The organism is Pigmentiphaga sp. GD03639 (genome assembly GCF_029845405.1).
Classification (GTDB): Bacteria; Pseudomonadota; Gammaproteobacteria; order Burkholderiales; family Burkholderiaceae_B; genus Pigmentiphaga; species Pigmentiphaga daeguensis.
Genome location: NZ_JAOCLR010000002.1, coordinates 124,047 through 150,926 on the forward strand (window position 1 = coordinate 124,047; position 26,880 = coordinate 150,926).

Consider the following 26,880-nt stretch of genomic DNA (forward strand, 5'->3'; position numbering starts at 1 on the left):
GGATGATCCGCCTGCAAGCTCATTTCTTCGCGATGCCGCAGCCCATGCTTTTCGATTCTCACGCCCATCTGATTTCGCCCGATGTCCAGCGCTACCCGAGGGAGGCTATGGGAGGCGCCAAACCCCAGGAGGCGCAGCCGGATGTGGATACCAGTACCGAAGCCCTCATCGCGCTCATGGATGCCCACGAGGTCGGGCAGGTCTGCGCGGTTCAGCGCGCCTTCATTTACGGGTACGACAATAGCTATATCCTGGATGCCGCGCGGGCCTACCCCGACAGGATCACGCCGGTCCTGGTGGTGGACGCCACCGATGCTTCGACCCCTTCCTTGCTGCGGCGTCTGGCCGATGGCCAGCGGTTGGGGGGCATACGATTATCGGCCCCCCGCGCCGATCCGTTCAGCCTGGATTGGCTCGAGTCTCCGGCCGCGATGGAAACCTGGCGGGCTGCCGAGGAACTGGAGTTGCCGGTTGCGGTGATTTTCTTCCGAACCCATCGCGGACGGGCGATTCCCGCGCTGGCGCGGATTGCGCGTCGTTTCCCTGGCGTGCCTGTCGTCATCGATCACGTAGGCGTGCCGCACGGCACTATCTACGATGGCAAGTACGCCGGGGTTCCGGAGTCGGATTATCCTCCAGGAGGGGCGCCGGGCTTCGACCTGGACGAGCTGGTAAGGGGATTGGCGGAGCTTCGAAACACGTTCTTCAAGGTGACCTCGATCAACTTTCGCCGGTTGATCGGCGCGGGCATCCCGACGGCCTCGTTCGTGCGGCACCTGGCAGATGTCTTCGGCGCGGATCGCCTGATGTGGGGGTCTGACGTCGGGCAGACGCGCGGTCTTTACGGGCCCAAGGTCGACGCGGCGCGGATGGCTGCGAGCGAATTGTCGCCGGCCGAGCGCGCGGCGTTCCTGCACGATACCGGGGCGCGGCTATATATGAACGCCTGAAGCGAGAGTGCTACTCTACCTCGGAGCAGGTAGAGGAGAGCTCGTTGAGAACACCTCAGATCGACCCGCAAAAGCTGAGGCTCGTGGTCGCGATCGGAAGGCAGGGCAGCCTTTCGCGCGTCGCGAACGAAGAGGGACTGTCGCAGTCCGCCGTCAGTAAGGCCTTGGCTCAATGCGAAGCGGAGTGGGGAGGCAAACTGTTCCTCAGGACCGGACGGGGCATGGTTCTCACCGATTTCGGCCGCAGCGTATTGCCCCGCATCCAGGCATGGCTCGACGCGTCGCAGGCCATGGTGGACGAATTCAAGGAACTGGCGAACACGACGGCGGGAAATGTCCGCCTGGCGACCTTGCCCTCGCTGAGTTCTCCGATCATGGGTATGCTATTTTCCGCTGTCCATTCCTGGTTTCCGCGTATCAAGATCGGGATCGTCGAGGGCTACGCGGAGCAGATCGAGGGCTGGCTTGAAAGCGGCCATGTCGACCTGGGCGTCTCGTTGCGATACGACGGGCTGCAGAAGGGCGTGGGCATTCCACTTGTGGACTTCGATGTCTACCTGTGCAGCGCGGCCGGCGCCTCGCTGACAAGTGAGCCGACCGTTCCCTTTCCTCGTCTGGATGGCGTGCCCCTGGTCATCCATAATTTTGGAGGCGTGCTGCATCGCTACCTCGAGCCTCTTTTTCGGGATCGAGGCATGTCGCTGAACGTCGCGCTCGAAGCGAATTCCCTGAGCATACAGCGGGACGTCGTCGCCAATAGCGGGGTATATGCACTGCTCAGCTACAACGCGGTAGCCCAGGATGTTCGAAGCGGCCGTATCCAGGCCAGCAGGCTCATCGAGCCCGCCATCGTTCAACACCTGGATCTCGCCTATGCCAGGCATGGGCCGATCAGCAGCGCTGCACGGGAAGTCGGTAGGCAATTGCAGGCGGTCGTCCGTGCGGGCGTGGACCAAGGTTTGCTGCGCCGATAGACGCAGCCTGGATGAGTATCCAGGCTTTCTATCATGGGCAAACGCCCGTGCGGCTCAGGTTTTCCAGCCTCCTTCGTGCGAGGCGGCCGCCTCGTCCAGCAGCGCCGGGCCGATGCACGCGATCGGCACCGGCGAGGCGTCGAACACGTCGCGGCAGGACAGCTCCGCGTCCCGCTGGTCCAGGCGCGCGCCCCGGAACGCGCGCAGACGCACGGCGTCGATGCCGAAGACCACCCGGCGAATGTTGGACCAGTAGATCGCTCCGGCGCACATCACGCAGGGTTCGCCCGAGGCATACAGGGTGGCGCCCGCCAGTTCCTCGCGCGTGTGGCGGGGGCTGGCGAGGCGGATGGCCTCGGTTTCCGCATGGGCGGTGCAGTCGCCCGTCTCGCCGTTGCGGTTCCAGGCCTCGGCCAGCACGGTGCCGTCCGCGCCGACGATGACCGACCCGAAGGGGCGGTTGCCGCGCGAGCGGGCCAGGTTGGCGAGCTCGATGGCCCGGCGCAGGTATCGTCCGTCGCCTTCGTCCACGGGCTGCTCGCCGGGAAGGGGCTGCGCCGTCATGCGGGCACCTTGCGCTGGGCGGCGGGAGGCAGGAGGCTGTCGTCGAAGATCTGGCCGATGGGGGGCCGGGCGGGCAGATCGAAAACGGCGGCGACTTCGTCGATCTGGCGCTGCAGGATGTCGGCCCGGACGCTGCCCAGGCCGTCGGCGCGGGTGTCGTCGGTGGCGAGATAGCGGCGAGTGATGTGCCAGCGTGCGCGTTCGACCTTCAGGTCGATGATAGCCTCGCGCGCCTTGATCGCGGCCAGCGCGGGTTCCGGATCGGCCAGGGTCTCGACCAGGGCCCGGTTGGTGGCCGCCAGGAAGGCCTTGACCGCCGCCGGTTTCTCGGCGATGAGCCGGCGGCTGGCCAGTACCGCGTTGCCGTACAGGGCAAGGCCGGTGCGCGCATACTCGAGCACCGCGAGTTCCTGGGGCGGCATGCGGGCGAACAGCGAGACCGCCGAATCGTGGAAGTAGGTGGCCGCGTCGACATCGCCGCGGACCATGACATTGTCGCGGGTACTGAAGTCGGTCGTGATCCACTGGAACAGATCCGGGGAGACGCCGAGCTGACGCGCCGCCATCGGCCAGCAGCGGCGCGTCGCCTCCACGGCCGCGGCCGCGACGCGCTTGCCGCGCAGGCTGGCGAAATCGGTCGTGATGCCGCGGTCCTTGCGGCCGATGATGACGAAGGGCGCCCGGTTGTAATACTGGTACACCGCCTGGACGGGCGCGCCGACGCTTTGCGCGTGAAACTCGACCAGCGAGCTGATGTCCCCCAGGCCGAGGTCGTAGGCCCCGCTGGCGACGCGCGTGATCGAGGCGACCGAGCCGGACCCGACGTCGATGCTCACGTCCAGCCCGGCCTCCTTGTAATAGCCCTTGGCCAGCGCCAGGAAGAAGGGCGAGGTCTGGCTGGTGACGCGGAAGTCGAGGGTGAACTTGATCGGAGTGAGGGCGCGCGGCTGGGCGAGAACCGGGCGGACATGTGCTCCGGCGAGGGCGGAAGCGGACAGCGTGGCGAGGAACTGGCGGCGGTTCATCTGATGGAGGTCCCGTGTCGTGGAATGGAGAATTCCCGGACATGCCTGCGGCAAGCCTGTCCGGCGCGACTCGAGCAATTTCCGGGCGCCGGCGCATGGCCGACGCTGAACGCTTCTACTCTGCGATCGACCAAGCAAGGGGTGTGCCATCGGAGTTTGCCGGCGTTTCGGGCTCCGGAACACCCGTGCGCCTTTCCCCGGGGAAGGCCGGCAAGCGACAATGCTTCCGGCGCGCGGCGCTTCGCCGCGCCGTCCCCGTGCCGGTGTCTTCGATTGGTGCAAAAGGCCCGCCGGTGCGGCGCCTGCTGCACAAAGTTGGTGAACGCGGCGGCGGAGCGGCACGGCACGCCAGGAGGGCACGAGCCGATGCGCCTGGAGCGGTTCTTGCATGACTGCGGGCCGAAAGAGTAGAAGCGTTCAGCGCAATCGCCCGGCGCCGTCCGGCCCGATTGGCGGGTCATTGCTCTTGAAGAGGCCGCGCCGCGGGGTACGCTCCCGCGGGGCGGCCATGTCAACCTTCAAGCGCGACACGACCGCCCCGCTCGATGCCCGGTAGTGGTCGATGTCCCTTGTTCTTCGACGAGGATGTCATCATGAAAACCACGAGTGCCACGCCGTCCCTCCAGGTTCCCTCCGGCTATGGGCTGGGAGAGCTCGAAAAGGAATCCCGCATGGGGGGCATGGGGCAGGAAACCCAGCGCGAGATCCGCATCATCGACGTGGCCGATTTCGATCGCCGGCACGCCGAGATCGCCGACGAGATCTGGCGCGCCGCGACCGAGATCGGTTTCTTCCAGGTCAAGAACCATGGCATCCCGCTGTCCGATATCGAGGCCGCGTTCGTGCGCGCCGAGCGCTTCTTCGCCCTGCCGCGCGAGACCAAGGCGCAATGGCCGCTGACCCGCAACGCCGGCTGGGAGCACAAGGCCCAGATCCGGCCGTCCACCCGTACGCCGGACCAGAAGGAGTCCTACCAGGTGACGCGTCCGCGCATGGACGGATTGTGGCCGACCGAGGACGAGCTGCCCGGCTTCAAGGAGGCCACCTTGCGGTTCGAGCGCCAGTGCTGGGAGGTCGGGATGCGGCTGCTGTCCTGCTTTGCGCTGAAGCTGGGCTTTGCGCCCGACTTCTTCACCCGCGCCCACGATCCGGCTCCCGCAACCTACCAGAGCACCTTGCGCATGCTGCACTACTTCGCCATCGACCCCGCGCTCAAGGACGAGCTGGGCCTGTGGCGCGCCGGCGCCCACACCGACTACGACTGCCTGACGCTGTTGTTCCAGCGCGCGGGCCAGGCGGGCTTGCAAGTGCTGCCGGGCAAGGACGCCGAGAGCCGCGCCTGGACACCGGTCGAGGCGGTCGAGGGGGTCATCACCTGCAATATCGGCGACATGCTGATGCGCTGGAGCGACGATGCGCTGCCGTCGAACTTCCACCGCGTGCGCAATCCGCAGCCGCACGAGTACCAGGGGGCCCGCTACAGCCTCGCGTTCTTCTGCCAGGCCAACGAGGACGTGGTGATCGAGGGGCCCGGGCGCAAGTATCCGGCGATCACCGCGGCGGAATACCTGAAGCAGCGGATATCGGCGAATTTCTCGAACCGGTACTGATGGACGCGGCGGTCAGGCCGCGGCGAGCGTGGGCGCCAGGGTACCCGCCGCGGCCTTCTCGATGTATTGCATCAGTTTCTCGCACAGCAGCGAGGGCTGGGCGTCGCGCCGCAGGAGGAACCCGATGTCCCGGCCGGTGGGGGGCAGTTCTACCTCCAGGACCTTGACGGCGCCCGAGGCGATCTCGTAGGAGAGGTACTCGGGCGACACCACCGAGACCATGTCGCTGTGCTGGAGCAGGCCGCGCAGCAAGCCCAGGTCGCCCGCCTGCACGGCGACGTGCGGAGGCGCGATGCCCAGGTCGCGAAACAGGTCGTTCAGGAGTTCGCGCGTGGGTGCTCCCCGGTCGCGCAGTATCCACGGATGGCGGACGAGATCGGTGATCTCGACCCGCTTCCTGGCGCACAGGGGATGTCCGGCCCTGACCACGGCGACCAGGCGGTCGCTGCCGATCACCCGGATGAGGAAGTCCCGATGCGAGTAGTTGGCATTGAGACCGGTCAGGATGAAATCGATCTCGCCCGAGTGCACGCCGGCGAAGAGGATCTCGAACGGACCGTCCACCATGGAGATCTGCACGTTGGGATGCCGCCCCACCAGCGCCGCGATGGCCTGGGGCAGCACACGCGTGCGCAGCGAGGGGAGGGCGGCGAACATGACGCGGCCGCTGATCTCGCCTCGCTGCTGCGCGATGTCTGCTTCGAGGTGGCGCAGCTCCGCCAGCACCCGCCGCACGCGAAACAGCAGCAGCTCGCCGGCCTCGGTCACGGCCATGCCCTTGGCCGTGCGGCGGAACAGGGGCAGGTCCAGCGACGCCTCCGCCTGCCTGAGCAGGGCGCTGACCGCGGGCTGGGTCAAGCCCATGACCGCCGCGACGCTGGGCATGTGCCCCATTTCGCGCAGGCGGACCAGCGCCGTCAACTGACGCTCACCCACCAGCATGGCAAACAGCGGCGCGCCAGCGGAGACGCCGTAGGGAGAAAGTTCGGCGCAGGCCTGGCGCAGTTCGGCGTCGATGCGCAGGGCGCGGCGGTAGGCGGCGTCGCCGAACGGCGTGGGCGCCATGCCCGAGGCCTGGCGTTCGAACAGCGTGGCCTCGAAGCTCGTTTCGAGCTGGCGGATGGAGCTCGCCACCGCCGAGGGCGTGCGCAGCAATCGCTGGGCGGCATGCGCGATGCTGCCCGCCTCGACCACGGCGATGAGCGCCCGAAGGTGCCGCATGCGGTTCCGTTCCAGCATCGCCTAAAAACCCATCCGATAAGAAAAATTGCTGGCTGAGCAAGAATAACTCGATCGTTTCGCCCGAGGCAAGAACCTACAATCCGGCATGACGAAGCCGTGACCATCCTAGGGAGGACCGCATCATGAATTCCATGGTGAAGACGCTCTGCTGTGCCGCTTTATCCTTGTTTTTTCTGGCTTCTCCAGCCAGCCAGGCGGAGGTCGTCCCCATCCGCGTGGGCCATGGCTCATCCGCCGAGGAACCGCTGTGGACGATGAAGGCATCGCCCGCCGTCACTCCCGGACAGAACCGCGACTACAAGCTCGAGTACACCTTGTTCCGGGGCACCGATAAACGTTTTCAAGCATTCGAAGCCGGCGAGCTGGACGTCGCCACCGGATCGGCTCACAGCGTCATGATGGCCGCGGCCCAGGGCATCAAGTTCAAGATCGTCGCGTCGCTGTCCCGCGAGGGCGGCGCGCAAGGCTTCGCCACCCAGTACATGGTGCTCGACAGCTCGCCCATCAAGACCATCGCCGATCTCAAGGGCAAGACCGTGGGCATCAACGGCGCGCGCTCGTCGGCGGAGATCTGGGCCCGGCTGGCGCTCAAGAAGCACGGACTGAACCCGCAGCGGGACGTCAAGTGGGTGGCCATGCCGTTTCCCAGCCAAGGGGAGGCCGTACGGGCCGGCAAGCTGGACATCGGCGCCTTCCCGCAGCCTTTCGCTGCCTTCGAGGAAAAGCGAGGCGGACTGCGCACCGTCTTCACCTCCACTGACGGCATCGGGCAGCAGGAAGACCTGATGCTGCTCCTGGTCAAGGAGGAATTCGCCGCCAAGCATCCCGCTGCCCTGCGCGCCTTCCTGGCCGACCTGGTCAAGGCCGCCGACTTCTACGTGAATCGCCCGCGCGAAAGCCACCAGCAATTGATCGACGCGAAGTTCGTCAACATTCCGCTGGACGTGTCGCTGGGCATGCGCAAGTACCTGCATCCGCTCGACGGCAAGGTCGACATGGACTCCATGCGCAGGATGGTGGCCGAACTGAAGACCTTCGGTTATCTGGACAATCTGGACCCCGCCAAGGTCGTGGACATGAGCTACCTGCCGAAATGAACGCCAGCGCCAGCACTACCGCCTACCTGCAGGCCAGGGGCGTCGGCAAGCGCTTCCTGCGCAACGGCCAGGCCGTGACCGCGCTGGAGGATTTCGACCTGTCCATCGCCGAGGGCGAATTCGTCAGCATCGTCGGGCCCTCGGGCTGCGGCAAGAGCACCTTCCTGCACATGGTGGGCGGGTTCGAGCCGCGCACCAGCGGCACGATCAGCCTGGCCGGGCGCCCGGTCTCGGAGCCGGGGCCCGACCGGGGCATGCTGTTCCAGGACTATGCGCTCTTTCCCTGGCGCACCGTGCTGGGCAACGTGGCCTGGTCGCTGGAAGTGCAGGGCCTGCCCAAGGCGCGGCGCCTGGAGATCGCGCGCAAGTACATCGCCATGGTCGGGCTCGCCAGGTTCGAGAATGCCTATCCGGGCGAGCTGTCCGGCGGCATGCGGCAGCGCGTGGCGCTGGCGCGCACGCTGGCCTACGAACCCAAGATGCTGCTGATGGACGAGCCGTTCGGCGCCCTGGACGCGCAGACGCGCGAACTCATGCAGGAAGAGCTGACCGACATCTGGCAGCAGGACCGCCGCACCGTGCTGTTCGTCACGCACGACATCGAAGAGGCCATCTACCTGAGCGACCGGATCATCGTCTTCACGGCGCGCCCGGGACGCATCAAGGCCGACCTGCGCGTGGACCTGCCTCGTCCGCGCGGCGCGGCCATCCGCAAGTCGCCCGAGTTCATGGACTACCACGCCAGGATCTGGGACATGCTGCGCGATGAGGTCCTGCGCGCCCGGGAAGGCTCATGAGCGCGATACGCCCCGCCGCGGCGGGCGGTTCGAACCGCGCGCTGCGCTGGCTCGCGGGCTGGACCCTGCCGGTGGCGCTGCTGGTAGCCATGCAACTGGCGGCCGGCCAGCCGGGAGCGCCCCGCTACGTCGTGGCGCCGACCGACATTGCCGCCACGACCTGGGAATTGCTGGCAAGCGGCGAGCTCATCCGCGACGCGATGGCGTCCGGCGTGCGCTCCTACAGCGGCTTTTTCATGGGGGCCGCGCTGGGGGTTGCGATCGGACTCCTGAGCGCGGTGTGGCGGCAGGCGCGCGCCTTCTTCGATCCGCTCGTCTCCACGCTGTATCCGGTGCCCAAGGTGGCGCTGCTGCCGGTCATCATCACCTGGCTGGGCTTCGGCGATGTCTCGAAAATCGCCCTCATCACGCTGGCGGTCTTCTTTCCGACTTTCATCAACACCTTGTACGGCGCGCGCGCCACCCCCGTATCCCTGATCTGGGCGGCGCGCAACATGGGGGCGGGACCTGCCTACATCTTCAGGCGCGTCATCTTCCCGGCCGCGCTGCCGCAGATCTTCACCGGCCTGCGCTCCGGGCTCGCGCTTTCGTTCATCGTGCTGTTCGCCGCCGAGATGGTGGGGTCGCACGACGGCCTGGGCGACATGGTCGTGCGCGCCGAGGAAGCCATGCGCTATGACTGGATGTACACGGCCATCCTGGCCATCGGCCTGATGGGCTTCGCCAGCGACCGCATCCTGCTGGCCATCCGCCGCCGCCTGCTGGCGGACAAGTATCCCGGGGAGGCCCGCGATGGTTGAGCGTCTGCGCGCTTTCGCCCGGCAAGCCATGGCGCCGCTGTATCCGCTGGCGGTCCTGGCCGCGGCCTGGGAGCTGTTGTCCCGTTCGGGATGGGTGTCGCCGCGGCTGATGCCTTCCATCGTGAAGGTGGGCCGGGCCTTCGTGGAAGGGCTGGCCAACGGCGACCTGGTCTATCACGCCTCCATCTCGTTCTCGCGCGCCCTGAGCGGCTTCGGCCTGGCCATCGTCATCGGCGTGCTGCTGGGGGTGCTCATGGCCCGCAGCCGCTGGTTCGAATGGATGGTGGAACCCATCTTCTCGTTCGGCTACCCGGTTCCCAAGATCGCGTTGTACCCGGTCTTCATCCTGCTGCTGGGCTTCGGCTCGCCGTCGAAGATCGCGCTGATCGCCTTGGAGTGCACCTTCCCCATCGCGGTCAACACCTATTTCGGCATCCGCGCCGTGGCGCCGCGCCTGGTCTGGAGCGCCCGCAACATGGGGGCCGGGTCCGTGCGCATCTTCCTGCGCGTGCTGCTGCCGGCGGCGCTGCCCGCCATCATGTCGGGCATACGGGTCGCGCTGCCCCTGTCCATGGTGGTCGTGATCATCACCGAAATGATCGGCGACAGCACCGGGCTGGGCTACTACATCGCCTACGCGTCGGCTTCCTTCATGTATGCCGAGTCCTACGCCGGCGTGATCGCCGTGGCGCTGATCGGCTTCACCCTCGACCGCCTGCTCGTCGCCGTGCGCGGCAGGATCATCTTCTGGGAGCCCGACGGCGCGGCCCGGAGTTCCCGTCCTTCCCATTGAGGCTCCCACGATGTCTATCGACGAACAACTGGAACAACTGGCGACGGCCTGCCGCGTCCTGGAAATGGAAGGCCATGGCGACATGACCCTGGGCCACCTGTCGCTGCGCGATCCGCAAGGGCGCGGCTTCTGGCTCAAGCGCAACGCGCGCGGCCTGGGCGAGATCCTGTCCGCCGCCGACTTCGTGCTGGTCGGCCACGATGGCGCCAAGCTGGAAGGGGAAGGGGGGCGCCATTCTGAGTGGCCCATCCATTCCGAGATCCTGAAGGCGCGGCCCGACGTCAACGTCGTCGCCCATACCCATCCCTTCCACGCCAGCATCCTGTCGTCGTTCGGCACCGCGCTGGCGCCGTTCACGCTGGATGCCGACTACTTCGACGAACTGCCCTGCCACCGGGACGAGGCCGCGCTGCTCAAGACCGAGGAAGAGGGCGCCGCGCTGGCCCGCACCCTGGGACCGCATTTCGCCGTGCTGATGGCCAATCACGGCGTCACCTTTTGCGGCACGTCCATCGCCCATGCCGTCTGCGTGGGGGTCTTCCTGGAGCGCGCCGCGCGCATCCACGTGCTGGGTTCGCAGATGCGCGCCGAAGCGACCTTCCCCATGCCGCCCGTGCGGCGGCGCCGGCGCGAACAGATCATGACGCCCGTCCACGTCGAGCATTCCTGGAACTACTTCGTCCGCAAGCTCGCGTGGCAGGAAAAGGCCCGCGGCGATGCCGCGCTGTTCGCCTGAGGAGGCCCTGGACATGGCCACGCTCGAATCGCTGTATTCGTACCTGACGCCGCGCGACCGTGAGATCATCGAGCTGTCCGGCTACGGCGCCCGCATGGGATTCGGCGCGTGCCCGGCCCTGGTGATCGTCGACGCCACCTATGGTTTTTGCGGCGACCGGCGCGAGCCCATCACTGACTCCGTTCGCCGCTGGCCCAACTCTTGCGGCGAGGCAAGCTGGGACGCCATCGACCGCATCCGCGAACTGCTGGCCGCCTTTCGCGCGCAGCAGCGGCCCGTCATCTACACGCGGGGCGCGTACCGGGACGACAAATGGGACATGGGTTCGTGGCTGTGGAAGCATGCACGATCGCGGCCGCAAGAGGCTCCGGTGTCCCAATCCGATCGGCATCATGACGAGATCGTCGAGGAAATCGCTCCGCAGCCCAGCGACCTCGTCATCGGCAAGCAGAAGCCGTCGGCGTTCTTCTCGACGCCGCTGCAGTCCTACCTGACCCTGCTGGGTGCGGATTCGCTGGTGGTGGCGGGCGGCAGCACCTCGGGCTGCGTGCGTGCCACCGTGGTGGATGGCTTCAGCGCCAACTACCGCATCGCCGTGGCTGCCGACGCCTGCTTCGACCGCCTGCAATCCAGCCATGCGATGAGCCTGCTGGACATGCATGCGAAGTATGCCGACGTGCTGGATACGGCGGACATCCTGGGGCACTTCGGCGCGTCGGCCTGACCGGGCGTTTCAATCCAGCGCGATATTCAAGCGCTTGAGCACCTGCCCGAACCGCCGGGTCTCGTCGGCCAGCTCCTTCACGTACTCGGCGCGTTCCAGCACGTAGGGCTCGTAGAACATCGCGTCGTAGCGCTTGAGGACCTCCGGGTCGCGCAATACCTGCGCCACGTCGCGCTGGATCTTGTCGGCGACCGCCGCGGGCGTGCCCTTGGGCGCCAGCAGCGCGACCGATCCCGCCAGGTCGAAGTCCGCCGGTCCGCCGGATTCCGCGATGGTGGGGACGTCCGGGAAGCCCGCCAGCCGCCGGGGCGCCGAGACGGCCAGGTAGCGGACCTTGCCGGCGCGCTGCAGGGGGCCGGCGCTGCCGCCGAACCACGAACCGTAGGTGACCGAGCCGGGTTTGGCGCGCGCCGCCTGGAGCAGGTCGCCGGTGCCGCGGAAGGGGCTGTCCACCGGTACCACTACGAAGAAGTAGTTGCGCAGCATGGGCGTGATGGGCTCGAAGTCGCGCATCAGGTCGTAGGGCAGTTTCTTGAACAGGTAGGGATGGGCGCTGGTCTGCGCGTTGTCCATCTGGAGCAGGGTGTAGCCGTCGGCGGGACTGCGCTTGGCGGCGTCGATGGCGATGAAGCCGTTGCCGCCCGGCTTGTTCTCGACCATGACGGGCTGTCCCCATTTCTGCGACAGCCGGTCGGCCACCAGCCGCAGCGCGACGTCGGGGCCGCTGCCCACGGGGAAGGTGGAGACCACCCGCACGGGTTTGGCGGGGTAGTCCTGGGCGTGCGTCGGCGCGGCGCCGCACAGGGCCAGCGTGATCGCCGCGAGCACGGAATGGATGATTGGCGTTTTCATGGTCCGGATTCCCGAAGGTTGAGCAAGCCACCCCACCAGCGGGTGGCCCCGCCACTGTGCCATTGCCGCAGGCCGGAGGGGATGGGGCATAAGCGCTTTCGGGACCGGCAGAAGCATTTTGATGGCCGGCGGGCGGGCATAAGTTTTTTCGCCCCAGGCAGAAGCATTGCCGGCTGGCGCCAGCCCCGCGGGGAGCCGAGAATGGGGGGATTCACTACCAGGACATAGCGATGAAACTATTTCCCAGCCTGCAATTGCACATGCCGCAAATCGATTTGCAGGAAATCATGGAGCACTTGCGGCACAACGAGGAGCGGCGGACCTATCCGTTGTGGCAGGAGGACGACTGCCTGTGCTTCATTGCGCGCGGCCGTGAATACCGCAGCGAGTTCCACCTGAATCCCAGCCACGAGATGCAGTATTCGCTGAAGGGGGACCTGCACCTGCACTATCGTACGCCCGAGGGGGTGGAGAAAGTCGCGGTGGTTCCCGAAGGACATTGTCTTTACCAGCCGCCCATGGTGCCGCATTCGCCGCGTTTCCCGCCCGATGCGTTCCAGCTCGTGGTCGAGCGCAAGCGCCGGCCTGGCGAAGTGGACCGCTTCCATTGGTTCTGCCCTTCTTGCGACAATCTGCTGCACGAGGAACGCTTCATCGTCAGTGATTACGGTACCGATCCGGTATCGCGGGCCTACGACAATTTCTGGGGTTCGCTCGATTTCCGCACCTGCAAGAAGTGCGGCACCATCATGCCGGACCGTTGAAGGGGGGGGGGCCATGAGCAATATCCTACGCACCCTGGCGGAGAAAGCGCAGCCGCGACACACGGCGTTAGTGATCGTCGATATGCAGAACGATTTCTGCGCCCAGGGCGGCTACCTGCAGCGCACCCGGGCTGAAAGCGGCCGCCATCCCATCCGGGTGGACGAGAATGCCGCCATCGCCGACCGGATCGGCGCATTGGCGGACGGGGCCAGGCGATCGGGGGCTGCGGTCGCATGGTTGCGCTCGGTCTACGATTTCAAGTACCTGGCGGAGGCCCACGTCGCCATGCGGGATGCCGAGGGCTGCTGCATGGAGGGAACCTGGGGCGCCGACTTCTTCCGCATTCAACCCCGGGAGGGGGACATCGTCGTGGACAAGCACACGTTCAGCGGTTTCCACGAGACCGGGCTGCACGCGCAGTTGCAGGAGCGGGGTATCAGGACGCTGGTGATGGCGGGCGTGGCCACCAATGTCTGCGTCGATTCGACCCTCAGGCACGGATTCTTCCTCGGCTATCACATCGTCGTGGCGGAGGATTGCGTGGGCAGCGGTAACGCGGCTGGCCACGAGGGCACGTTATCGACGGTCCGGGTGAATTTTGGCGAGGTCACGACCTCGGTCGAGCTCCTGCGTTTGTTCGGCAAGCACGCCCCTGCCGACGCCCTTTCGGCCCTTTGATGCTCCACACCAAGCACCTGCGCCCCTTCCTGGCCGTCGTGCGCCACGGCAACCTGGCCCGTGCGAGCGAGGAACTACGCCGCGCCCAGTCGGCCGTGTCGCGTTCGGTGCAGGAGCTGGAAGGCTGGTTCGGCGTCGCGCTGTTCGAGCGCAGCGCGCGCCAGTGGCTGTTGACCGACTTCGGCCAGGCGCTGCACCGACGGACCGAGTTGGCGTTCGCCGAACTGCAGCAAGCCTGCGACACGTTGTGCGAGCGCTACCCCGAGTCGGCGCCGCGTCTGCGCACCGCGCCGTTCTTTTCATTGGCCGTGCACGAGCGGCGCCTGGAACTGTTGTTCGCCTTTACCGAGCGCAAGCACATCAGCACGGCGGCGGCGGCGGTGGGCGTTTCCCAGCCGGCCGCCAGCATGGCGCTGTACGACCTGGAGGCCAGCGTCGGCGTGCCTCTGTTCGACCGCGCGCATGCCGGCGTCGCATTGAACGAATGCGGCGAGCTGCTGCTGGCGCATGTGAAGCGGGCATTGGCGCAGTTGCGCCTGGCCGGCACCGAGATCTCGGCGCTGAAGGGCGTGATCGAAGGACAGGTGGTGGTCGGGGCGCTGCCGTTCAGCCGTCCGTATGTGTTGCCGGTGGCCATCGGCAGTGTGCTGGCCCGGCATCCGCGCCTCCAGGTGCGCACGCTGGAGGCGCCCATGGACACGCTGGTGGCGGGCCTGCGGCTGGGCGACGTGGATTTCCTGGTGGGCGCGCTGCCGGTGGAACCGCTGGAAAGCGCGCTGGTGGTCGAGCAGTTGATGCGCGAGCCCATGGTGGTGCTGGCGCGCCGCGATCATCCGCTGGCCGGCGCGGCGGCCCTGGACCTGGCCGACCTGATGGAAGCCGCATGGGTGCTGCCCCGGCAGGGCACGCCTACGCGCGAGGCGCTGGGTGCATGCCTGGCGCAGCATGGGTTGCCGGAACCGCAGGTGGCGGTGGAGTCGTCGGACATTTCCCTGATCCGGGGGCTGCTGCTGGAGACCGACATGCTGTCGGCGGCTTCGCGCCAGTTGTTCCCGCACGAACTGCGGGCGGGCATCCTGGTGGAGTTGCCGGTGGTGCTGGTGGGCACCGAGCGTTCCATGGGCATCCTGCGTCGCACGCAGGAGCATTCGTCGCCGGGGGCGCAATTGCTGATCGAGGCGATCCGTCAGGTGTGCCGCGACGAATCAGGGGAAAAGGATCAGAGGTCGGCGGCCGCGCGGCCGTAGTGGTTGTTGGCCTGCACCAGCTTGGAAAGCAGGCGCATGAAGGTTTCCTGGTCTTTCTTGCTGAGCGGGGCGATCAGCCGCTGCTGGGCGCGTGTCATGCCGTCCTGCAACTGGCCCATGACGCGCAGTCCTTCCTCGGTGATGAAGGATTGCCGCGAGCGGCGGTCGTCGGGATCCACGCGGCGCGTCAGGTAGCCCTTGCGTTCGAGCCGCTTGACGACGTCGGCCGTCGTGGTGCGGTCCAGCCCGAGTTCGTGGCCGATCGTCTTCTGGTCGCTGCCCGGCTGCAGGGACAGGGCGGTCAGGATGCCGTACTGGACCGGGGTGATCTCGTTGCTGCATTCCTCGAAGAACATCGCATAGTGGATCTGGTTCAGGCGGCGGACCAGGTATCCCGCGCGCGACCAGAGCACCTGCTCGGCGGGATCGAAAGGGTGCGAGGGGGGGGATTGGGTCATTGTGGGGTGCTTCACAGGTATACCGGCGCCGGCGCGGGGCCGGCGCATTTTTACTCAGTATACTGCGGACCACCCATCGGGCCCAGGAATCAACGGCTGGCGGCCGCCCCCAGCGCCTGCAGCACCTCGTCGCGCGGCATGACGGCGGCGTATTTCTGCTGCATGTCGAACAGGTTGGCCTCGTGCGGGCCGAGCGCCCGATCGCCCACGCAGTCCGAGGCGACGACGGGGCGCAGGCCATGGCACATGGCGTCCACGACGCTGGCGCGCACGCAGCCGCTGGTGACCGCGCCGGCCACGATCAGCGTGCGCACGCCGCGCTGCGCGAGCCATGCGGCCAGCGTGGTGCCGAAGAAGGCCGAGGGCAGCGTCTTGCGCACCACGAGTTCGCCCGGAGCCGGGGCCAGCTCGGGGACGATGGCGCTGGCGGGGGCGTGTTCCTTCAGTTTCAGCAGGCCGGGGACCTTTTCGGTGAATACGTTGCCATCGGCGTCGTCGTCGGCGAACACGATGCGTGTGTGCGCCACGGGCCACCCGAGCCTGCGGGCCTCGGCCAGCAGCACCGTCGTGCGCTCGATGGCTTCGCGGATGTTGCCGCCGCCGAACATGGCCGGGTCGGCGAAACCGTTGACGAAATCGACGATGAGCAGCGCGGCCGGTCCGCGCAGTTCGAGATCGGCGCCGAATCCCTGGCGCTGGTAGGTCGAGATTTCCTTGTGCATGATGGCTCCGTGTCTAGGCCTGGTCGAGGACCTTGCCGTCCGCGACCATGTCCCGCCCGTCCAGGCTGACGGTGCAGCGGCGCAGCGGGATGTCGATGTGGCAGGCGGTGGTGCGGCTTCCGCCGGCTTCGTTGTTGGGGCCGAGAGAGAACAGGAAGTTGCCTTCGAAGGCACGGGCATCCATGCCTATGGTGGCTTCGCGGTCGTACAGCCCCAGTGTGGACCAGCGGGCGCGCGGTTGCAAACCCCAGCCTATGTGCGAGATCGCGTAGGCCTCTGGGTCGTCGAAGGACGCCATGTAGTCGTCGAGCAGGCTGGCCGACAGGCCGCCCTCGATGCGCACCGCGTAGCCGTTCTCCACCGTGAGCGTGATGGGGTCGTCCACGTAGCATTTCTGGGGCAGCAGGATGTCGCCCCGGTCGATGACGATGCGGCCGCTGGCGCCGCCTTCGTTGGGCCAGGTCAGCGCGAATCCGCTGGGCCAGTGGTCCCAGCGGCCGGGTTCGTCGACGAAACCGTATTCGCTGATGGCGGGGAATTCGCCCAGGGGGCAGCGCAGGTCCGTGCCGGCGGCCGAGCGCACGCGCATCTCGCGGGCGGCCTGGATGTGCGCGGCCGCCGCGGTGACGCGGGTCTTGTCCTCCTGGGTGGGGACCATGCGCATCAGGACTTCGGGCGGTTCGACCGCCAGCAGGATCTTGGTGCCGGTCTGCAGGATCTCGTGCTGTTCCGGCGAGAAGAGCAGGGTCATCAGGTCCAGGACGAGGTCGCTGGCCTTCAGGGCGGCGATGGCGGCGTGGTTGCCGGTCAGGGGCGTCGTGCCCAGGTAGGCCAGCGCGTCCCGGCTCAGGGCCTTCTCGCCGTTGACCGGCGGCAGGTCCAGCCGGTTGACGATGGCCCCCAGGGACTGGGCGGCGATGGTGGCGCACGACAGGGTCTGCGGATGGGTGGACGCGCTGGTCAGGATGGTCACGGTCTGCCCCGCCTCCAGGCGGGACAGCGTCAGCACCTGGCGCCAGGCTTCGATGAACGGATAGTCGCTGATGGCCATGGTCTTGCCTGTGGTCTGGAGGTGGAGAGGGATCTCAGATTGAAACGCCGAGGAACGTGCCGAAGGCCTGGTAGAAGCCTTCCTCGTTGTCCCACGGGATCATGTGGCCGGCGCCGGGCACGCGCACGGCCCGCATCGAGGCCAGCAGCTGCCCGAATTCCGCGACGTCGGCATCCTCGACCACGCCGCCACGCTCGGCGGTCATCAGCAGCACGGGCTGCCGGATCGCGGGAAGATCGGCGTGGATGTCGTCGGTGTGAAAGCCTTCGAAGCTGGCCAGCACCGCCTCCTCGTCGCAGGTGTGCAGCCATTCGGCGCGCAGCCGCAGCTGCTCCTCGGTCCAGGTGGGGCAGAACTCGCGCATGGCGGTCCAGTCCATGCCGGCGCGCGCCGCCTTCATCGAATCGACGTACCAGGGAAGCTTGGCGGGGTAGGGGCGGCGTCCGGGGCCGGATACCGGCGGATCGACCGCCACCAGCCTGGCCATGGCGGGCATGCCGATGCGCGCGGCGCGCAGGCCGATGCGGGCGCCCATGGAATGGCCCACCACGCTGGCGCGCGCCAGGCCCAGCGCCTCGGCCAGCGCGATCAGGTCCTCGGCCTGGGCATCGAGGCTATAGTCCAGGCCGGGCGCGGCGGTGGACAGGCCGCGGCCGCGCACATCGAGAACATAGGTGTCGAAGTGCCGGCCCAGGCGCTCGCCCACGAAGCCCCAGGTGATGGCGGGGCTGGTGATGCCGGGGACGACGATGACGGGATCGCGCGAGGCGCGCTCGCCGTCGGCGCCGCCGTAGCGCAGGTAATGCTGGCGGATGCCGTTGGCGCGCACGTTGGCGCCGTAGAGGAATTGGCTGTCGGGCATGAGAGGCTCGCTGGAAGGAAGAGGCCGTGTCAGTAGGCGCCGGACAGCAGCGCGCCGGCCCCCGGCACGACGCGTTCGAGGTCCAGGGCCTTGAGCATGGCATAGGTCGTGGCGATGGCGGCCGTGAGGACCGGCTTGCCGGTCTGCGCCTCGACCTTGGCCACCACGGGCAGGGACGGCATCTGGACGCAGGCCGACAGCACGATGGCATCGACCTGGCTGGTGTCCATCTGCGCGACGATGGCCGGCAGGTTCTCGGGGTCGTGGCGTCCGACCTCGAGGTTGTCGGGGATTTCCAGGGCACGGTAGTCGGCGACTTCGAAGCCCTCGTGGTGGATGTAGTCGACCACCAGCTCGGTCAGCGGCTTCATGTAGGGAGCCACCACCACGATGCGCCGGGCGCCGATCACCTTGAGTCCTTCGATCAGCGCGCCCGCGCTGGTGATGACGGGCGCGTCGCCGCCGTTGGCGGCGGTATGGTTCTTCAGGCGGGCCTCGGACTGCCGGTGATAGCCGCGCCCCATCGCCATGATGGCGACCAGGCAGGCATAGCCCAGCACGTCGACGCGGGCGTCGCTCAGTTCGACGGCGCAGCGGTCGGACTCGGCGTCCATGGCGGCCAGCTCTTCCTTGACCACGTGCTTCATGCGCATGCGGCTGGAGTGGAAGGTGAAGCGCTCCGGCCGGATCTGCTGGCGCGCGGCCAGCATGGCCGGGATCTCCGTTTCCATGGTGGTGTTGGAACTGGGCACAATCTGCCCGATGCGAAACAGCGGCTTGGTCATGGGAGTCTCCGTCGGATGCGGTTCACAGGCCCAGGATCCGCGCCGCGTTGCCATGGCAGATGGCTTCGAGCTGGGCGGGTTCCAGGGGCGCGGTGTCGATGAAGCGGGCGGCGGCTTCGGTCGATTCGTAGGGGTAGTCGACCGAGAACATCACGGCGTCCACGCCCATCTCGCCCACCGCGCCGACCAGCGTCGGATGCGAGCACACGCCCGAGGTGGTGATGAGCAGGTTGGTGCCGATGTATTCCGACGGCCGCCGCTGCAGGCTGACACCATAGGGGTAGGCGGCGAAGCGGCTGTCGAAGCGCCAGCGCTGGAAGGGCAGGCCCTCGCCCATGTGGCCCAGGATGACCTTGAGCCGGGGGAAGCGGTCGAACACGCCGCCGAACACCATGCGCAGCGCGTGGCTGGCGGTCTCGACGCCCCAGCCCCAGCTGGCGCCGGCCAGCACCGGCGCGCCGTCCAGGGCGTGCAGCGGCTTCCACGGGTCGATGGGGTGCAGGTACATGGGCACGTCCAGCTCCTGCATCCGTTCCCAGAACGGATCGTATTCGCGGCCTTCGTAGTAGCGTCCCAGTGTGTGGCCGTTCACCAGCGAGCCCTTGAATCCCAGCTGCTTCACGCAGCGTTCCAGTTCGCGCGCTGCTTCGAGCGGATCGTGCATGGGCAGCATGGCGAAGCCCGCATAGCGGTCCGGCCGCCGCGCGATCCGCTCGGCCAGGAAGTCGTTGTTCTCGCGCGCCCGGCGCAGTGCGAGCGTGGTGTCGGGTTCGGCCTGCACGCTCGGTCCGGACTGGGACAGCACGACCAGCTCGATGCCCGCCCGGTCCATTTCATCGAGTCTGAGCGTGTCGAAGTCGGCCAGACGCTGGCCCAGTTCCTTCATGGTGGCCGGGTCGATGAAGTTCAGGAATGCCTTCGAGTAGGTCTCGAAGCCGGGCATCATGAAGTGTTCTTCCAGCGCGATCTTGCGTAGGGTAGTCAATTCCATTCCTCCTAGACGGGATAGACCAGGTCGTTGGCGATCACCGACGATTCGTGGATCACCTGCCTCTCCCGCAGCAGCAGTTCGTCGCCGTCGCGGACGAACCGGTCGTGGTAGGTGCCGGCCAGGTGCAGCGTGGTGGGCCCCTCCACCAGGGTCTGCAGCAGCACGTAATTGCATTGGGCCCAGATTTCCTGTCCTTCCTCGCCGACGATGCGGGGGGCGGACAGCAGGTGGGTCATGGTGCGGGGCGCGAACATCTGCGTGCGCGAGATCGCTACCGCCCGGTCGTGCAGCATGGGGCGCCCCTCGGCATAGACCAGCCCTACCGGCATGTCCAGCTCGGCGTTCTCGCGCGCGGTGATCCGGTAGATGCAGTCCTCGGCGAAGAAGCGTGGCCATTCCTCGATGTGGCCGCTGTCCAGCACCGCGCAATACTCGATGTTGAAATGCTCGACCAGCGGCCGCAGCTCCGCCGCCCGCCGTGCGTCCACCCGCGAGGGCGCATATCCTGAAAGCTGCAATATCATCATGCCTTTTCCCATCCCATGACTTCGCGGTAGTAGCGATACATGCCGCGTATGGCGGCTTCCGATATCAGCGACGTGGCCGTGCCGACGTTGCCCGCGTCCAGTTTCACGACGTTCGTGTCCAGGCTGCTGCGGCGCACGCCCTCCTGCACGAACTTCATGGCCTCGTTGTCCTCCAGGCCCAGGAAGCCCGCCGGCCCCATCAGGTTGCCCTGGCGCAGGCGATGCCGGGTCATCTCGGGCGTGTCGTCCTCGTAGCCGAACATGGTCCAGATCATCAGCATGCTGTGGGGGCCGTTGGGCACGATCTGGCGCACGCCCAGCGTGTTCATCTCGCGCTGCACGACCAGGTTGGGCCAGATGGTCTGCATGGTCACCGACCAGGGCGAGTCGAATTCCTTCACGAACTCCAGGAAGCGGTCGTCCTGCAGCCGCATGCCGTCGTGGAAGGAGCGCATCTCCTTCTTGTTTTCCTCGCTGACGGCGGCGTACTTGTCTTCCTTCTTGGCCGAGGCCATGGTGCCGTGCCGGTGGTGCACGGGGTCGGCGATCATGGCCGAGTCGTTGCCTGCCACCAGCAGGCCGAACACCACCAGGAACGAGTGCAGCAGCGTGGCGTGGTACGGATCCTTCAGGTTCTCGTGATACATCTTCCAGTTGCAGGGCAGCTCGTTCTTGTAATAGCCCAGGATCCTGAGCGGCTTGCCGGGGAAGACGACGTCGAAGTCCTTCAGGATCTCGGGCGTCAGGTATTCCTCCAGCGGCTCCACGTCGGCCGAGTACGAGGCGAAGACCACGCCGTGCCGGGTCGTGATGCGCAGCTTGAGCAGGCCATGGTCCTCGTTGCGGAACTCGCGCGGCATGCCGCCTTGCTTGTTCACGCCACGCTTGAAGGGAATGCCTTGCAGGTTGCCCTTGAGGTCGTAGGACCACTGGTGGTAGGGGCAGACGAACTCCTTCGCGTGGCCCCGGCTGCTGCGGCAGAATTCCGCGCCCCGGTGCGCGCAACGGTTCTCGAAGACGTGGATGCTGCCGTCGTCGGCGCGCGAGACCACGACCGGCACGGGACCGACGTAGGAGCGCTTGTAGTCGCCCGGATTGGGGATCTCGGCCTCCAGGGCGACGAAGTTCCACGAACGGCCCTTGAAGATGCGCTCCATCTCGCGCTCGTACACCGATTGGCTGGTGTAGACCCAGTCGGGGATCAGGTGGTCGTCCGCCGGCCAGGCATAGTCGTCGGCGGGACGGTTCTTCGCGCCGACCGTGTAGTCGAGGATTTCCTGGTTCTTGTACATGGTGCTTCCTTTCGTTGGTCCCTAGGCGGACGCCGGGCCCAGGGCCAGGCGCGCGAGCTGTTTGGCGGGGATGCCGGGATCGGCCAGCGCTTCCGGCGCGCAGGCCAGGGGGCGTCCCAGCACGCTTCGGAAGGCGCGCAGGTCGCCGCCGGCGTTGATGGCGATGACATGGACCAGGCGCCCGCCCTCGATGCCGAAAAGCATGGCCTTGCCCGGGTCCCGGCCTTCCGGGAGCTGGCCGCGCAGGCGATAGGCCAGGCCGGGCGCGCCATGGCCCAGCATCTGGATGTTGCAGCCGAACTGATCGGTCCAGAACCAGGGAGGCGGGGGCGGCTCGGCGTCCTGGCCCAGCATCGCCGCGGCGGCGATGCGCGCCTGTTCGTTGGCGTTCTGCCAGGATTCCAGGCGGCGGTGCGTGCCGGTGGCGGCATCCCGGCCGCTGGCGCAATCGCCCGCGGCGTAGACCCCTTCGGCGCTGGTGCGGCAGCGCTCGTCGACCCGGATGCCGCCGTTGCCGGCATCGATCAGCAATCCGGCTTCGCGCGCCAGCGCCACGTTGGGTACCTGGCCCACGGCGACCACCGCCAGGTCCGCCCGCAACACGCCCGCGTCCGCCAGCGTGGCGGCGATCCCGCCGGCGACGGGCACGAGGCCCGACGGCTGCGCGCCCAGATGCAGGCGTACGCCGTGGGCCCGGGCGCGCGCGGCCAGCCAGCGGGAGACCTCGGGCGGCATCGCCCGGCCCAGCAGCGCCGGCCCCAGTTCCATCACGGTGACGTCCAGGCCCAGCGCACGGGCGGTGGAGGCGATCTCCAGTCCCAGGAAGCCGCCGCCTGTCACCAGCAGGCTGCGCGCGGTGCGCAGGGCCGCGCGCAGGCGCTGCGCGTCGTCCAGCGTGCGCAGGTAGTGGACGCCCGGCGTACCGGGAGGCAGGGCCGGCAAGACGCGGACGTCGCCGCCGGTGGCAAGCAGGCAGGCGCGATAAGCCTGGACCGCGCCGTCGTCCAGGTGCAGTTCGCGCCGCGCGGCATCGAGGCGGACGACACGCCGGCCCGGTTGCAGCACGATGCCGGACTGGGCCAGGAAGGGCTCGGGCAACAGGTTGATGTCCGGCGGCTGTTCGTCGGCCAGCACGGCCTTGGAAAGGGGCGGGCGCTCGTAGGGCGCATGGGGCTCGTCGCCGATCAGGACCACCTTCCCGGCATGGCCGAACTCGCGCAGGGCACGCGCCGCCATGGCGCCGGCCTGGCCCGCGCCGACGATGACCAGGGGCGCGGAGGCGTCATTCGACGGCGACATAGACGGCCTCGTCCTCGACCTTGACGGGATAGATGCGGATCGGCTGCGTGGCCGGCGCACAGCGCGGCTTGCCGGTGCGCAGGTCGAACTGCGCCTGGTGCAGCGGGCATTCCACGCAGCCGTCCTCGACATAGCCGTCGGTCAGCAGCGCATATTGATGGGTGCAGACGTTGTCGGCGGCGAAGAATTCGCCGCCGCTGCGGAACAGGGCGAGTTCGCGGCCGTCCAGCTTGAACGGCATGCCGGCGTCGTCTTCGACCTCGTCCACCGCGGCGATTCGTGTCCAGTTCATGATGTTTCCATTGGTCAGTATGCTGATCTTCATCGTGCGGCCCCGCGCACGGGGCCCGCGGCTAGCGGCGGCCGAACAGCCCTCCCACGCCTTGCTTGAACTGGGACCAGAAGGCCTTCATGCCTATGCTGAGCATGTTCAGCTCCTGGGGCGGAGGCGCGGTTCGGCCCGCGCCGCGCCGGTTCTGGTTCAGGGCCTGCTGCGTGGCCGCCAGCACGGCCTGCGCCTGGGCCAGCACGGCCTGCGCCTGCAGCAGCAGGGCCTGGGCTTCGGGCGAAGCGGGCGCGCTGCCCGGAACCGCGGCCAGCCGGGGCGCGGCCGCTTCGCCCGGCACCGTGGCGGCGGGCTGGGCGGGAGCGCCGGGCATGGGTGCCGCCGGTTCGGCCGCATTGGCGTCGTCCTGCAGCGATGCAGCCAGGTTGTGCTCGAACTGCTTGAGGATGTGGCCCGCCACTTCGGCGATCATGCCGCTGCCGCGTCCGTACTGCGCTACCGCGCCGGACAGTTGCAGCTGGGTGGTGACGGTGACGTCGGTGCCGCCACCCGCGGCCGGCACCAGCGCGAAGCTGAATTCCGACTGGGCCGAGCCGCGGCCCTTGGGGTCGAGGCCGGAACCGCGCAGCCAGGCGATGTGCCGCTCGTCGTCCTTGCGCACCAGCTCGGCCTGGCCGTCGAAGGCCAGCTTGATGGGGCCCAGCTTGACCGATACCGAGCCCAGGTACTTGTCGTCGCCCAGCGCTTCCTTGAGCCGGGCCCCGGGCAGGCACGGCAGGATGCGGGGAACGTCCAGCATCAGTTTCCAGGTTTCTTCCAGCGGCAGCGGGACGTGAAAGTGATTGGTGAATTCCATGGCGTCTGCGATCGGAGTCAGGGGTTGGCGCTGGGTGCCGTCGTGTCCCGGGCCGGCGGATCGAGCAGCTCGGCCAGGCGCACCGGGGTCAGCGGGAATTCGGTGATGCGCACGCCGTGGCCGTCCAGCGCGTGCTCGACGGCGCCTATCACGGCGGCGGCAACCGCCAGCGTCGCGCATTCGCCTATGCCCTTGACTCCCAGCGGGTTCAAGCGCGTGGGCGAGGGCTGGAAGATGACCTCGATGGGAGGCACCTCCGGCGCGGTGGGCAACAGGTATTCCGCGAAAGTCGTGGTCAGGGGCTGGGCGTTGTCGTCGTAGCCCATCCATTCGAACAGCGCGTTGCCGATGCCGTGCACCACGCCGCCATGCACCTGGCCGTGCGCGATCTGCGGATTGATCAGATTGCCGCTGTCCTGCACGGCCACGTAGCGCCGCACGTGGATGGCGCCCGTCAACGGATCGACTTCGACCTCGCAGGCGTGGGAAGAGCCGGCGTAGGCCTGCGCATCGCAGTGGAAATGCACGGTCGCATCCAGGCCCGGATCGCCGGGGACCGGCAGCGCATAACCGGGCACGCCCTTGAGCAGCATGGCCAGCCGGGCCAGCGGGACGCGCCTGGCGAAGTCCGGCGTATGGACCTCGCCCTGGCTCAGCATCAGTTCATCCGCGCTCACACCGAGCACGGCGGCGGCCGTGGCCAGCGCCTTGTCCCTGACCTTGGCCGCGGCCTCGGAGACGGCCGAGCCGGCCATCATGGCCTGGCGGCTGGCGAAGCCGCCCATGCCGTAGCCGGAGAGGCCCGTATCGCCCGCCGAGACCTCCACCGCCTGCGGCTCCACGCCCAGGTGCGCGGCGCACAATTGCGCCAGCGTGGTCTTGATGCCCTGGCCCATGGCGAGGGCGCCGGTGTGGACGACGATGCGGCCGGACGGATGGACGCGGACGCGCGCGCTCTCGTAGGGGCCGCGCCCGGTGGGCTTGACGCTGTTGGCGATCGCGATGCCGCGCAGCAGGCCGGCGCGGGCCGATTCCTCCTGCCGCCGCGCGAAGCCCTCGTAGTCGATGGCCCGGGCGGCCGTGGCTTGCAGGGCCGGGAAGTCGCCGCTGTCGATGACCAGCGGCACGCCGGCGCGCGACTTGAGCGGCTTGGTGTAGGGAATTTTTTCCGGGGGGATGAGATTGCGCCGGCGGCATTCGAGCCGGTCGATTCCCGCGGCGGATGCCAGGCGGTCCATCATGCGTTCCATGACGAAGGCCGCCTGCGGATAGCCGGCGCCGCGTATGGTGGCGACCGGTACCTTGTTGGTGTAGGCCACCTGTACGTGCAGCGAGAAGGCGGGCACGACGTAGGGCCCGGTCATGGACGAGGCGGCGTTGTACGGGACGTTGGTGCCCTGGGGCGTGTAGGCGCCGTGGTCGTGGACGAAGCCGCCGCGCACGCCCAGCACGCGTCCATCGCGGTCGGCGGCCACCGAGATGCGCCAGAACTGGTCGCGTTCCTGGATGGTGGTCAGGAAGTTCTCGCGGCGATCCTCCACCCACTTGACCGGTCGGCCCAGCGCGCGGGCGACGGCGGGCACCACGATTTCCTCGGGGTAGATCATGAACTTGGCGCCGAAGCCGCCGCCCACGTCGGGGGTGATCACCCGCAGCTGGTCCTCGGGCTGGTCCAGCATGTGGGCGATGGTGTAGTGCAGTTCGTGCGCCATCTGGGTCGAGGACCAGACGGTCAGCATGCCGGTGGCGGGATCGAGCGCGGCCACCACGCCGCGGCCCTCCATGGGATGGCCGCAGCCCCGATGGACTTGGAATTCGTCGTCCAGCACGATGTCGGCGCGGGCGAAGGCGGCGTCGCAGTCGCCGTAGGCCAGGGTGTAGTCCTGCAGCACGTTGCTGGCCAGCTCGGTACGCACCCGGGGAGCATCGCCGCGCACGGCCTGGCGGCAGTCCGCGACGGCGGGCAGGACCTCGAACTCCGCCTGCACGGCGGCCGCGGCGTCCTCGGCCTCGTGCCGCGTCCGGGCCACCACCACCGCATAGGCCTCGCCCACGAAGGCGACCTCGTCGCCGGCCAGCGCGAAGGGAGTGGTGTCCTCGGGCAGGGCCGCCAGCGGAAAGCCCAGCGGCATGCGCCACGAGGTGATGTGCCCGAACAGGTCCTGGCGGGTATAGACCGCGACGACGCCGGGCAGGGCGCGCGCCTGGCCCGCGTCGATGCCGCGCAGCCGCGCGTGGGCATGCGGACTGCGCACGAAGCAGGCATGCAGCGCATCGGGGACGGGCACGTCGTCCAGGAAGCAGGCCTTGCCCCGCAGCAGCGTCTCGTCCTCGATGCGGCCCGGGCTCGCACCCATGCCGGGGATGGCGGTCAGTTGGCGCTCAGCGTGCATGGCCGTCTCGTTCGCGCAGGAGCCGGGCGGCGCGCAGCGCCGCGGCCACGATGTTCTGGTAGCCCGTGCAACGGCACAGGTGGCCCGACAGCACGTCGCGCACGGTGTCCTCGTCCGGATCGGGGTTCGCAGCCAGCAGCTCGGACAGCGACATCAGGATGCCGGGCGTGCAGAAGCCGCATTGCAGCGCGTGCAGTTCATGGAAGGCCTGCTGCAGCGGATGGAGCTCGTGCTCGTCGGCAGCCAGGCCTTCGACGGTGGTGATGGCGCAGCCCTCGCCCTGGACCGCGAGCATCAGGCAACTGCGCGCCGAGACACCGTCCACCAGCACCGTACAGGCGCCGCAAACGCCGTGCTCGCAGCCGACGTGAGTGCCGGTCAGCTTCAGTTCGCCGCGCAGGAAATCGGCCAGGTGCAGGCGCGGCGCGGCCATGCCCTGGCAGGGCTTGCCGTTGACGGACAGGTGCACGGGGCGGGGATCTTGCGTCGTTGCCATGGGGAATC

The 26,880-nt window shown here is 68.0% G+C and carries 29 protein-coding genes; 12 read left to right on the plus strand and 17 right to left on the minus strand.

Features of this window, described 5'->3' with window-relative positions; genetic code table 11:
* Positions 1–2 precede the first annotated feature (2 nt).
* Both N5K27_RS02525 and N5K27_RS02530 read left to right on the plus strand, forming a co-directional pair.
* Complete coding sequence (locus N5K27_RS02525) at positions 3–950, plus strand: amidohydrolase family protein (protein ID WP_279814494.1); 948 nt, start codon at positions 3–5, stop codon at positions 948–950.
* Positions 951–994: 44 nt separating this feature from the next.
* A complete protein-coding gene (locus N5K27_RS02530; protein ID WP_279814496.1) occupies positions 995–1,924 on the plus strand; it encodes a LysR family transcriptional regulator in 930 nt (309 codons plus the stop codon).
* Positions 1,925–1,978: 54 nt separating this feature from the next.
* Here N5K27_RS02530 and N5K27_RS02535 read toward each other — a convergent pair whose 3' ends face one another.
* Positions 1,979–2,488, minus strand: a complete 510-nt coding sequence (locus N5K27_RS02535) for a nucleoside deaminase (RefSeq protein ID WP_279814498.1) — start codon at positions 2,486–2,488, stop codon at positions 1,979–1,981.
* Complete coding sequence (locus N5K27_RS02540) at positions 2,485–3,513, minus strand: ABC transporter substrate-binding protein (RefSeq protein ID WP_279814499.1); 1,029 nt, start codon at positions 3,511–3,513, stop codon at positions 2,485–2,487. The genes N5K27_RS02535 and N5K27_RS02540 overlap by 4 nt, the downstream gene beginning before the upstream one ends.
* Before the next feature lie 593 nt (positions 3,514–4,106).
* Between N5K27_RS02540 and N5K27_RS02545 the strand changes: the two genes are divergently transcribed.
* Positions 4,107–5,123 (plus strand): 2OG-Fe(II) oxygenase family protein, encoded by a 1,017-nt coding sequence (locus N5K27_RS02545; RefSeq protein WP_279814500.1) that lies wholly within the window; start codon positions 4,107–4,109, stop codon positions 5,121–5,123.
* Between the two features lie 12 nt (positions 5,124–5,135).
* On the opposite strand, the gene N5K27_RS02550 is transcribed toward N5K27_RS02545, so the two are convergent.
* The gene (locus N5K27_RS02550; RefSeq protein WP_279814502.1) at positions 5,136–6,344 is read right to left on the minus strand and encodes a LysR substrate-binding domain-containing protein; all 1,209 of its coding nucleotides are present in this window, start codon (positions 6,342–6,344) and stop codon (positions 5,136–5,138) included.
* Positions 6,345–6,619: 275 nt separating this feature from the next.
* Between N5K27_RS02550 and N5K27_RS02555 the strand changes: the two genes are divergently transcribed.
* Genes N5K27_RS02555 through N5K27_RS02580 form a run of 6 tightly spaced genes read left to right on the plus strand, consistent with a single transcriptional unit; the run spans position 6,620 to position 11,312 of the window.
* Positions 6,620–7,462, plus strand: a complete 843-nt coding sequence (locus N5K27_RS02555) for an NrtA/SsuA/CpmA family ABC transporter substrate-binding protein (protein WP_279814503.1) — start codon at positions 6,620–6,622, stop codon at positions 7,460–7,462.
* Positions 7,459–8,259, plus strand: coding sequence for an ABC transporter ATP-binding protein (locus tag N5K27_RS02560; protein WP_279814505.1), 801 nt, complete (start codon positions 7,459–7,461; stop codon positions 8,257–8,259). Before N5K27_RS02555 ends, N5K27_RS02560 begins: the two co-directional genes overlap by 4 nt.
* Complete coding sequence (locus N5K27_RS02565) at positions 8,256–9,059, plus strand: ABC transporter permease (protein ID WP_279814507.1); 804 nt, start codon at positions 8,256–8,258, stop codon at positions 9,057–9,059. Before N5K27_RS02560 ends, N5K27_RS02565 begins: the two co-directional genes overlap by 4 nt.
* A complete protein-coding gene (locus N5K27_RS02570) occupies positions 9,052–9,852 on the plus strand; it encodes an ABC transporter permease (RefSeq protein WP_279814509.1) in 801 nt (266 codons plus the stop codon). The genes N5K27_RS02565 and N5K27_RS02570 overlap by 8 nt, the downstream gene beginning before the upstream one ends.
* Positions 9,853–9,862: 10 nt before the next feature.
* A complete protein-coding gene (locus N5K27_RS02575; protein WP_279814511.1) occupies positions 9,863–10,588 on the plus strand; it encodes a class II aldolase/adducin family protein in 726 nt (241 codons plus the stop codon).
* Positions 10,589–10,601: 13 nt separating this feature from the next.
* The gene (locus tag N5K27_RS02580) at positions 10,602–11,312 is read left to right on the plus strand and encodes an isochorismatase family protein (protein WP_176400695.1); all 711 of its coding nucleotides are present in this window, start codon (positions 10,602–10,604) and stop codon (positions 11,310–11,312) included.
* 9 nt (positions 11,313–11,321) lie between these two features.
* Here N5K27_RS02580 and N5K27_RS02585 read toward each other — a convergent pair whose 3' ends face one another.
* Complete coding sequence (locus N5K27_RS02585; protein ID WP_279814514.1) at positions 11,322–12,164, minus strand: tripartite tricarboxylate transporter substrate binding protein; 843 nt, start codon at positions 12,162–12,164, stop codon at positions 11,322–11,324.
* Between the two features lie 230 nt (positions 12,165–12,394).
* Between N5K27_RS02585 and N5K27_RS02590 the strand changes: the two genes are divergently transcribed.
* The 3 genes from N5K27_RS02590 to N5K27_RS02600 are packed head-to-tail and all read left to right on the plus strand — an operon-like array spanning position 12,395 to position 14,854.
* Positions 12,395–12,928 carry a 3-hydroxybutyryl-CoA dehydratase gene (locus N5K27_RS02590; protein ID WP_176400694.1) on the plus strand — a complete coding sequence of 178 codons (534 nt, stop codon included), beginning with the start codon at positions 12,395–12,397 and terminating at the stop codon, positions 12,926–12,928.
* A 13-nt stretch (positions 12,929–12,941) separates the two neighbouring features.
* Entirely contained in the window at positions 12,942–13,607 is a 666-nt protein-coding gene (locus N5K27_RS02595) for a cysteine hydrolase (RefSeq protein ID WP_087838354.1), read from the plus strand.
* On the plus strand, positions 13,607–14,854 hold the full coding sequence (locus N5K27_RS02600) for a LysR substrate-binding domain-containing protein (protein ID WP_132980731.1): 1,248 nt from the start codon (positions 13,607–13,609) through the stop codon (positions 14,852–14,854). Before N5K27_RS02595 ends, N5K27_RS02600 begins: the two co-directional genes overlap by 1 nt.
* Here N5K27_RS02600 and N5K27_RS02605 read toward each other — a convergent pair.
* The 13 genes from N5K27_RS02605 to N5K27_RS02665 form a co-directional block, all read right to left on the minus strand.
* The gene (locus N5K27_RS02605) at positions 14,827–15,312 is read right to left on the minus strand and encodes a MarR family winged helix-turn-helix transcriptional regulator (RefSeq protein ID WP_087838352.1); all 486 of its coding nucleotides are present in this window, start codon (positions 15,310–15,312) and stop codon (positions 14,827–14,829) included. The two genes, N5K27_RS02600 and N5K27_RS02605, sit on opposite strands and share 28 nt — an antisense overlap.
* An 89-nt stretch (positions 15,313–15,401) precedes the next feature.
* Positions 15,402–16,034: an isochorismatase family protein gene (locus N5K27_RS02610; RefSeq protein ID WP_087838351.1), complete on the minus strand. Its 633-nt coding sequence runs from the start codon at positions 16,032–16,034 to the stop codon at positions 15,402–15,404.
* A gap of 13 nt (positions 16,035–16,047) precedes the next feature.
* Complete coding sequence (locus N5K27_RS02615; RefSeq protein WP_132980730.1) at positions 16,048–17,085, minus strand: 2,5-dihydroxypyridine 5,6-dioxygenase; 1,038 nt, start codon at positions 17,083–17,085, stop codon at positions 16,048–16,050.
* 34 nt (positions 17,086–17,119) lie between these two features.
* Entirely contained in the window at positions 17,120–17,947 is an 828-nt protein-coding gene (locus N5K27_RS02620) for an alpha/beta hydrolase (protein WP_132980729.1), read from the minus strand.
* A gap of 29 nt (positions 17,948–17,976) precedes the next feature.
* Positions 17,977–18,732, minus strand: coding sequence for an Asp/Glu racemase (locus N5K27_RS02625; protein WP_279814523.1), 756 nt, complete (start codon positions 18,730–18,732; stop codon positions 17,977–17,979).
* 22 nt (positions 18,733–18,754) lie between these two features.
* Positions 18,755–19,717, minus strand: a complete 963-nt coding sequence (locus N5K27_RS02630; protein WP_132980728.1) for an amidohydrolase family protein — start codon at positions 19,715–19,717, stop codon at positions 18,755–18,757.
* Positions 19,718–19,728: 11 nt separating this feature from the next.
* Positions 19,729–20,247, minus strand: a complete 519-nt coding sequence (locus N5K27_RS02635) for a nuclear transport factor 2 family protein (RefSeq protein ID WP_279814763.1) — start codon at positions 20,245–20,247, stop codon at positions 19,729–19,731.
* The gene (locus N5K27_RS02640; protein ID WP_279814526.1) at positions 20,247–21,542 is read right to left on the minus strand and encodes an aromatic ring-hydroxylating dioxygenase subunit alpha; all 1,296 of its coding nucleotides are present in this window, start codon (positions 21,540–21,542) and stop codon (positions 20,247–20,249) included. Before N5K27_RS02640 ends, N5K27_RS02635 begins: the two co-directional genes overlap by 1 nt.
* Before the next feature lie 21 nt (positions 21,543–21,563).
* On the minus strand, positions 21,564–22,841 hold the full coding sequence (locus tag N5K27_RS02645; RefSeq protein ID WP_279814528.1) for an FAD-dependent oxidoreductase: 1,278 nt from the start codon (positions 22,839–22,841) through the stop codon (positions 21,564–21,566).
* A complete protein-coding gene (locus tag N5K27_RS02650) occupies positions 22,825–23,133 on the minus strand; it encodes a non-heme iron oxygenase ferredoxin subunit (protein WP_279814530.1) in 309 nt (102 codons plus the stop codon). The genes N5K27_RS02645 and N5K27_RS02650 overlap by 17 nt, the downstream gene beginning before the upstream one ends.
* A 61-nt stretch (positions 23,134–23,194) precedes the next feature.
* The gene (locus tag N5K27_RS02655; protein WP_279814532.1) at positions 23,195–23,983 is read right to left on the minus strand and encodes an SRPBCC family protein; all 789 of its coding nucleotides are present in this window, start codon (positions 23,981–23,983) and stop codon (positions 23,195–23,197) included.
* Between the two features lie 17 nt (positions 23,984–24,000).
* Complete coding sequence (locus N5K27_RS02660; RefSeq protein ID WP_132980725.1) at positions 24,001–26,376, minus strand: xanthine dehydrogenase family protein molybdopterin-binding subunit; 2,376 nt, start codon at positions 26,374–26,376, stop codon at positions 24,001–24,003.
* The gene (locus tag N5K27_RS02665) at positions 26,366–26,872 is read right to left on the minus strand and encodes a (2Fe-2S)-binding protein (protein ID WP_087838342.1); all 507 of its coding nucleotides are present in this window, start codon (positions 26,870–26,872) and stop codon (positions 26,366–26,368) included. Before N5K27_RS02665 ends, N5K27_RS02660 begins: the two co-directional genes overlap by 11 nt.
* Positions 26,873–26,880: the final 8 nt, after the last annotated feature.

Excerpts from the sequence above, each read along its gene's own strand:
- N5K27_RS02555 (WP_279814503.1), top strand. The coding sequence starts at position 6,620 with ATGAAGGCATCGCCCGCCGTCACTCCCGGACAGAACCGCGACTACAAG.
- N5K27_RS02605 (WP_087838352.1), bottom strand. The coding sequence starts at position 15,312 with ATGACCCAATCCCCCCCCTCGCACCCTTTCGATCCCGCCGAGCAGGTG.
- N5K27_RS02595 (WP_087838354.1), top strand. The coding sequence starts at position 12,942 with ATGAGCAATATCCTACGCACCCTGGCGGAGAAAGCGCAGCCGCGACAC.
- N5K27_RS02560 (WP_279814505.1), top strand. The coding sequence starts at position 7,459 with ATGAACGCCAGCGCCAGCACTACCGCCTACCTGCAGGCCAGGGGCGTC.
- N5K27_RS02565 (WP_279814507.1), top strand. The coding sequence starts at position 8,256 with ATGAGCGCGATACGCCCCGCCGCGGCGGGCGGTTCGAACCGCGCGCTG.
- N5K27_RS02545 (WP_279814500.1), top strand. The coding sequence starts at position 4,107 with ATGAAAACCACGAGTGCCACGCCGTCCCTCCAGGTTCCCTCCGGCTAT.
- N5K27_RS02540 (WP_279814499.1), bottom strand. The coding sequence starts at position 3,513 with ATGAACCGCCGCCAGTTCCTCGCCACGCTGTCCGCTTCCGCCCTCGCC.
- N5K27_RS02575 (WP_279814511.1), top strand. The coding sequence starts at position 9,863 with ATGTCTATCGACGAACAACTGGAACAACTGGCGACGGCCTGCCGCGTC.
- N5K27_RS02610 (WP_087838351.1), bottom strand. The coding sequence starts at position 16,034 with ATGCACAAGGAAATCTCGACCTACCAGCGCCAGGGATTCGGCGCCGAT.
- N5K27_RS02640 (WP_279814526.1), bottom strand. The coding sequence starts at position 21,542 with ATGTACAAGAACCAGGAAATCCTCGACTACACGGTCGGCGCGAAGAAC.
- N5K27_RS02625 (WP_279814523.1), bottom strand. The coding sequence starts at position 18,732 with ATGACCAAGCCGCTGTTTCGCATCGGGCAGATTGTGCCCAGTTCCAAC.
- N5K27_RS02665 (WP_087838342.1), bottom strand. The coding sequence starts at position 26,872 with ATGGCAACGACGCAAGATCCCCGCCCCGTGCACCTGTCCGTCAACGGC.
- N5K27_RS02580 (WP_176400695.1), top strand. The coding sequence starts at position 10,602 with ATGGCCACGCTCGAATCGCTGTATTCGTACCTGACGCCGCGCGACCGT.
- N5K27_RS02590 (WP_176400694.1), top strand. The coding sequence starts at position 12,395 with ATGAAACTATTTCCCAGCCTGCAATTGCACATGCCGCAAATCGATTTG.
- N5K27_RS02570 (WP_279814509.1), top strand. The coding sequence starts at position 9,052 with ATGGTTGAGCGTCTGCGCGCTTTCGCCCGGCAAGCCATGGCGCCGCTG.
- N5K27_RS02655 (WP_279814532.1), bottom strand. The coding sequence starts at position 23,983 with ATGGAATTCACCAATCACTTTCACGTCCCGCTGCCGCTGGAAGAAACC.
- N5K27_RS02615 (WP_132980730.1), bottom strand. The coding sequence starts at position 17,085 with ATGGCCATCAGCGACTATCCGTTCATCGAAGCCTGGCGCCAGGTGCTG.
- N5K27_RS02600 (WP_132980731.1), top strand. The coding sequence starts at position 13,607 with ATGCTCCACACCAAGCACCTGCGCCCCTTCCTGGCCGTCGTGCGCCAC.
- N5K27_RS02620 (WP_132980729.1), bottom strand. The coding sequence starts at position 17,947 with ATGCCCGACAGCCAATTCCTCTACGGCGCCAACGTGCGCGCCAACGGC.
- N5K27_RS02645 (WP_279814528.1), bottom strand. The coding sequence starts at position 22,841 with ATGTCGCCGTCGAATGACGCCTCCGCGCCCCTGGTCATCGTCGGCGCG.
- N5K27_RS02550 (WP_279814502.1), bottom strand. The coding sequence starts at position 6,344 with ATGCGGCACCTTCGGGCGCTCATCGCCGTGGTCGAGGCGGGCAGCATC.
- N5K27_RS02650 (WP_279814530.1), bottom strand. The coding sequence starts at position 23,133 with ATGAACTGGACACGAATCGCCGCGGTGGACGAGGTCGAAGACGACGCC.
- N5K27_RS02585 (WP_279814514.1), bottom strand. The coding sequence starts at position 12,164 with ATGAAAACGCCAATCATCCATTCCGTGCTCGCGGCGATCACGCTGGCC.
- N5K27_RS02525 (WP_279814494.1), top strand. The coding sequence starts at position 3 with ATGATCCGCCTGCAAGCTCATTTCTTCGCGATGCCGCAGCCCATGCTT.
- N5K27_RS02660 (WP_132980725.1), bottom strand. The coding sequence starts at position 26,376 with ATGCACGCTGAGCGCCAACTGACCGCCATCCCCGGCATGGGTGCGAGC.
- N5K27_RS02635 (WP_279814763.1), bottom strand. The coding sequence starts at position 20,247 with ATGATATTGCAGCTTTCAGGATATGCGCCCTCGCGGGTGGACGCACGG.
- N5K27_RS02535 (WP_279814498.1), bottom strand. The coding sequence starts at position 2,488 with ATGACGGCGCAGCCCCTTCCCGGCGAGCAGCCCGTGGACGAAGGCGAC.